At 43.8% G+C, this 5,362-nt stretch carries 4 protein-coding genes and 1 pseudogene; all 5 read right to left on the bottom strand.

Features of this window, described 5'->3' with window-relative positions:
* Nucleotides 1–334: 334 nt before the first annotated feature.
* On the bottom strand, nucleotides 335–1,129 hold the full coding sequence (locus ACWISF_RS00345; protein ID WP_448379609.1) for a leucine-rich repeat domain-containing protein: 795 nt from the start codon (nucleotides 1,127–1,129) through the stop codon (nucleotides 335–337).
* A gap of 433 nt (nucleotides 1,130–1,562) precedes the next feature.
* Nucleotides 1,563–3,302, bottom strand: a complete 1,740-nt coding sequence (locus ACWISF_RS00340; protein ID WP_448379608.1) for a hypothetical protein — start codon at nucleotides 3,300–3,302, stop codon at nucleotides 1,563–1,565.
* Between the two features lie 167 nt (nucleotides 3,303–3,469).
* A complete protein-coding gene (locus tag ACWISF_RS00335; protein ID WP_448379607.1) occupies nucleotides 3,470–4,666 on the bottom strand; it encodes an RNA-guided endonuclease InsQ/TnpB family protein in 1,197 nt (398 codons plus the stop codon).
* Nucleotides 4,554–5,147 carry an IS607 family transposase gene (locus ACWISF_RS00330; RefSeq protein WP_448379610.1) on the bottom strand — a complete coding sequence of 198 codons (594 nt, stop codon included), beginning with the start codon at nucleotides 5,145–5,147 and terminating at the stop codon, nucleotides 4,554–4,556. The genes ACWISF_RS00335 and ACWISF_RS00330 overlap by 113 nt, the downstream gene beginning before the upstream one ends.
* Before the next feature lie 25 nt (nucleotides 5,148–5,172).
* Nucleotides 5,173–5,362, bottom strand: a pseudogene (locus ACWISF_RS00325) (hypothetical protein); the annotation flags it as partial.

The following is a 5,362-nucleotide window of genomic DNA, read 5'->3' as shown; positions in this document are numbered from 1 at the left end:
AAAACCATGACATCCACAACTCTAAACCTTCATGACTTCATCGATTCAGTCATCTGCATGTCAACCTTTGCCTGTTTAGCTATAGATGTGAGAAAGGGTGCTAGAAGCATGAATTCTATACCTACCTGTGTATTTATTGGGATTGAATCCGATTGAAATGATGTGACCAGTGTTAAAGCATTTTACTCGGTAGTTTCCTAGAGTTGCGAAGTGTCACATGGAACAGATAGTGCAGACTTCTTTATTGCTGATTAATCCATTTTATTCCCAAAGTTAGTTTGCTAAGTTTTGCTACTCTACACCTTGATTATTTGACGGGTTGTAATGTTTTCTCTTATTTGTTATATGTCATATTCCTTACTTTTTTGTATACTATCTTACGAGATAAAGTTTTGTTTTTGAATAACGAATTTGGAAATTGATTTCCGGCTAGGTATAATTTTCTTAACTTAGTTAAATTGTTAATTTCCGGTGGCAAGAATTGCAGTTGATTGTTTTCAAGATGTAGTGTTTCTAAATGAGTCAAATTCCCAATTTCCGGTGGCAAGAATTGCAGTTGATTGTTCTCAAGAAACAGTACTGTAAGATAACTTAAATTACCAATTCCTGGTGGCAGAGATTGAAGTTGATTGTTTTCAAGATGTAGTGTTTCTAAATAAGTCAAATTCCCAATTCCTAGTGGCAGAGATTGAAGTTGATTATTCTCAAGATATAGTCTCATGAGCCGATGTAAATTCCCAATTTCTGGTGGCAGAGATTGCAGTTGATTATTTTCAAGATGTAGAAATTTCAACTCAGACAAATTCCCAATTTTCTGTGGTATGGATTGCAGTTGATTGTACGCAAGATATAGTATTCTGAGCTGCCTTAAATTTCCAATTTCCGGTGGCAGATGTTGAAGCCGATTGTGTCCAAGATATAGTTCTTGAAGCCCACCTAAGTTACCAATTTCTGGGGGTAATGTCTGGAGATTGTTATTAGAAAGACGTAGTTCTTTTAGTTGGGTTAAATTACTAATCTCTAAGGGCAAATCTTTTAAATTCAGGTTAGACAAATCGAGACTACTAATTTTATGCTCAAGACAATATGCTATTCTTTTTAATGCTTCTTCATACCCTTTATCTTTCATCCTCTTGACTCCTTTCCCTGTTTGTTTTTAAGCCATTTATCATATAATATAGCATACAAAGGTTAATATGCTATGGGTTGCTGGATGTAGCTCCTACCTTGGTTCCCCATAACAAAGCGTGATGTAGACCTTCAGGTGACAACCTTAACCTAGCCGGCGATACGACATGACCTTTAACGAGTCTGACCGAAATGTGCGAAAAGTCCCGCCTTGAAGGGCAGGAAGGATGGCGCTATAATCTGCCAAAACCTAAGACAGTCTACGGCGGGGCTTGAACCCAAGTTTTTCGGTCAGAATTCTTCTGAGGGGTGGGAGAAGCTATCTATTCTGCCCTGCAGCCTTTGGGATGCACGAATTTTTCTTGTGGTTGATAAAAGGGATGCTGGGGCAGGAAGCTTGCCTTTCACCCCTAGTGGTGAGGGCCGGGAGGGTATCATAAGTCACTGGGAGCGGTATCTCCCTCAACACTCATTAGCCCACCTCGCATAGGTATAGGAATAGGTTCCCTACTAAGAGAAAGGTATTTTTTTCCTTGTCCCTTTACCTCCTTAATCGGCTCACAAGCATAAATGGTCTTTAAATCTGTTGCAAATGGAAGATTTGATAGGTGACTTGTGTTTCCCCATCTAACCCTAACTCTACCCAAGGCAAGCCTGTAAAGTTGCCTTTGGTGGCAAACACGCGGAATTTCATGAATATACTGATATTTAGCATCCATGGTAATTATCTTTTTCTTATGTTCAGCCTTGCGAAATATATTAGGGCATGGGTCTTGGGTATAGGCTGGAACAACTGTTCCTGAGTATTTAGATACATACTCCGGACCTGAAATTTCTCCTTTTGACTTAATTCTAGCCAAATCCCCTTGACTTGCATAATGTGCCTTCTGATACTTGGATTCCTTACTACACTGATCAAGGTTCAACCCAACTGTTACGTTAGAACCCTGCGGCAACAAAGGTTCATCGTTGGTAGAACCTACTACTTCTGGTCCCCGGAAGTCACCACTTTCAATCTTATAAGGGTTTTGCAAAAGTGTATTGGCGGCAATCCAATCCCCACCTGCCTTACCAAGTAACTGCTCCTGCAAGCCACTTACCATAAGGTATAGCTGATACGGTCCACCGGAAGGTCTATTGAGCCTCAATTGCAGGTTTGCACAATTAGTAAATCCATTTGCAATCTGTTTAAAAGTACACTTAGTTTTGACAAAGCGGTTCGTGCCACTAATGATAGTTTGGTTCCTTCTCCATGGTTGGCTTACCAAGTCTGAGGGGAGGCGGTCATCATAGGTAAAATTAATAACCCCATGAAAGTTCATCTCCTTTGCTGCCTGAACAATCACAAACTGCTTATACTCCATTCCAGCTTGTCCTGCAGTTGGCTGACTAACCCCTGCAGAGTCAATTGTATGTTCCCATAAATCAAAGTTATCCACAATATCGTAAATTTTTACATTCCCTAACCACTTGGCTGGCACTTTACCTAAATTCAGCGGCTGAGAGCTATTTTGAATATCAACAAACTGAGGTGTACTCTCAATACTGGCAAGTCCCCCCCAACTTAAAACTCCCATTAATTTCTCTAAAACTGGTATATTTACAATCGTCTCATGACAATTACCGTAATCACAAACCAGACGCGCAAGCTTCCCCCAACTTGTTTGCACGCTACTAAGTCCTGGCCAGGCAACCCCTATCGCCCCCGAAAAATAACGAGCATCAATCTTACCCACCGATACCGCATTCGCATAGTGCTGCCAATTGTCGATAACCTTTTGACTGTTGTACATTAAAGGTAAACGTATATCCTGAAATGTTACAAACTTACAGGTATCAGTTAATAAACAAACAGGTGTATCTTTATAAGTCTCATGACTTTTATTAACACAAAAGGGCACTGTAGTAGAATTAGATTGCCAAAAACCTAATGGACACTTGATTCTTGGGTGAATAATAACCTCCTCCTTTCCTTCGCGCTCTTTGGAAAAAACTGCACCCGCCTTGTTCTCATATACTGCTTCTAAACCTAACCCATTACTCACCTTGGCAGAAACCCTTGGCTGATTGACAGCTATTGATAGAGACGCAAAACCAACCGCTGCCAAACTTAAGCTTACCCCTCGTGTCCACTCTTTCACTTGATACCCCCCCCTCTGCTCGACCTTATTCATAGTGTAGTAACATACTCCCATCGCTGTAATCGGGAGCTACTGCAATAACTTTCCACGTGCAGCCGCGGAATGACCCTCCGCATAGCTGTTCTGTTATATTATAACTTGACACTCCCGCTCCATAAAGTCAGGGTATTCTTATGTAGTCTACAGACGGACTGATACATTTACGCTGAACACTGCTGAACATTACTGCCCAACAGTGAAACGATAGCATTCTGCTCATGTCTGAACAGAAAGGCTGTATCCCGCAATGCTCTGAGAAAAATTCCCAAAGCTCCGTTCCAATCCCGTGGCAGGCGATGTTTACATACTGGGCATTGAAACATCCGATGCCCACCTAAACCCTCATGCACATAACCACATTTGGTGCAGGTTTTGCTGGTATAGGCTTCAGAAACATCCACCACCACCAGGTTTTTCTTCTGCGCTTGGAATTTCAAGAACTGTTTGAACCGGTAATGTGCCCAGGTCAGCATCGCTCTAGCCGTCTTGGTACCGATTTTCCGCTTGACTTTGGCTACCATGTCGGCAGACTCGAAAGTAGGCAGAAAAATCACCCGGTAGTTATCCGTTAGGAACGATACAACCTTGCGGTGGCACTCGTCCACTAGGTTCCTGATTTTCTGTCGCAGTCGAAACGCCGCCATCCGCATCCTGCGTCTGCGTTTGGCGTTTACCTTAGACATCCTGGAACTGAGGTTGTCTAAGCATTGGCACAAACGGGTGATGCGACCGAAATCACCCGCGCCAAATTCTAGAAAACTATCCCCGTCAAAACCTGTCAAAAAAGTCCTTACGCCGGGGTCAAGGGCGATAATCCCTCTTGCCAACGTGCATTGCGAATTGACAGGCTCCGGGAAAATAGCATACCAACGGTCTTTTACCCGCATCAACGCTGTTCCATATTCACAGGAAGATGGAATGTCTTCTGTTGCGCTAAACGATAAACCTTTGGTCAATCGTGGATACCACGTCCCGTTGCTGAAATTGCTGTTGTTGAACTGCAATGTATGACTGGCGTCTCGGACGCTGCGAAACTTGGCTTTCGGACTTTTGCCAAATGCTTCCCACGCTTCCATAATCGCATTCTGCCTAATATGACACGGCGTACTTTTCACCCACTCAGGTAAGTCCGAGTGCATGATAATGTCTCGCAGCTTGAACTTGCTCGGTCGTCCGTGCTGTCGTTGGTAGGCAATGGCTTGGTTGTAGCAGAATCGGCACGCCGCCTGCCAATGTTTCCAAACTTTAGCCAACGCCGGTTCGGGGTAAATCCGTATCTTTCTCGATTGCAACCCGGTACTTTCTGAGTCCGTAGAGCCGACTACTGAAGCAGTGCAGGATGGTGAGGATGTCCTCAACCAATTCCTGTTGGGGAGAAAGGTGCGGATCATCGAGAACCACGACTTCGCAACCGTATTGACGGCAGTACCACTCAACGAACTCAAATCCAAAGCGGCAGAGTCTATCCCGGTGAGCGACCACAATTGTTCCGACAACTCCTGCACGAACTCGTTCCAATAGGGCAAGGAACTTTGGTCTCTTGAAGTTGAGACCGCTGCCAATTTCTCCGACCACCTCGGCTCCAGGATAGAGGTTAACCAACCTCGCCATTTGTCGCTCCAAGTCTGGTTTCTGTCCTCGACTACTAACTCTGGCGTACAAGACAACCCGCCTGACTTTCTTTGGCGCTCTGATGTAGCTGTCCAGGTCGTACCTTCTAGCCCTGCCTGATGGTGTACGTGTTGCATTGATCCAACCTTTCTGTTCCCATCGCCTCAAAGTGTGGAGACACACCCCAAAATAATCCGCCGCTTCTCTCGGTTTTGCATACTTGGTCATACCGAACATGACTACGCTGAACATATTATACATTATTTTCAGCATAGTTCAGTTTATCACTGGCTAGAACTTTACTCTCTTTTAGCTTTCCTGTAGGAATTGGCACAAACTGCTGGTTGTTTCTACGTCCCATATCCGATCCGTCTTTCTGTCCAGAATTCCAGCCAAAAACAACCGTGCCAATTTTGTTCTCTAAGCAATGGTTGATAATTAGC

It is taken from the genome of Gloeomargarita sp. (assembly GCF_053491055.1).
This window is presented reverse-complemented; position numbering and strand designations above follow the sequence as displayed.

What these genes read in the sequence shown, in the direction of transcription:
- ACWISF_RS00340 (WP_448379608.1), bottom strand. Translation starts at nt 3,302, where the DNA reads ATGAATAAGGTCGAGCAGAGGGGGGGGTATCAAGTGAAAGAGTGGACA.
- ACWISF_RS00330 (WP_448379610.1), bottom strand. Translation starts at nt 5,147, where the DNA reads ATGACCAAGTATGCAAAACCGAGAGAAGCGGCGGATTATTTTGGGGTG.
- ACWISF_RS00345 (WP_448379609.1), bottom strand. Translation starts at nt 1,129, where the DNA reads ATGAAAGATAAAGGGTATGAAGAAGCATTAAAAAGAATAGCATATTGT.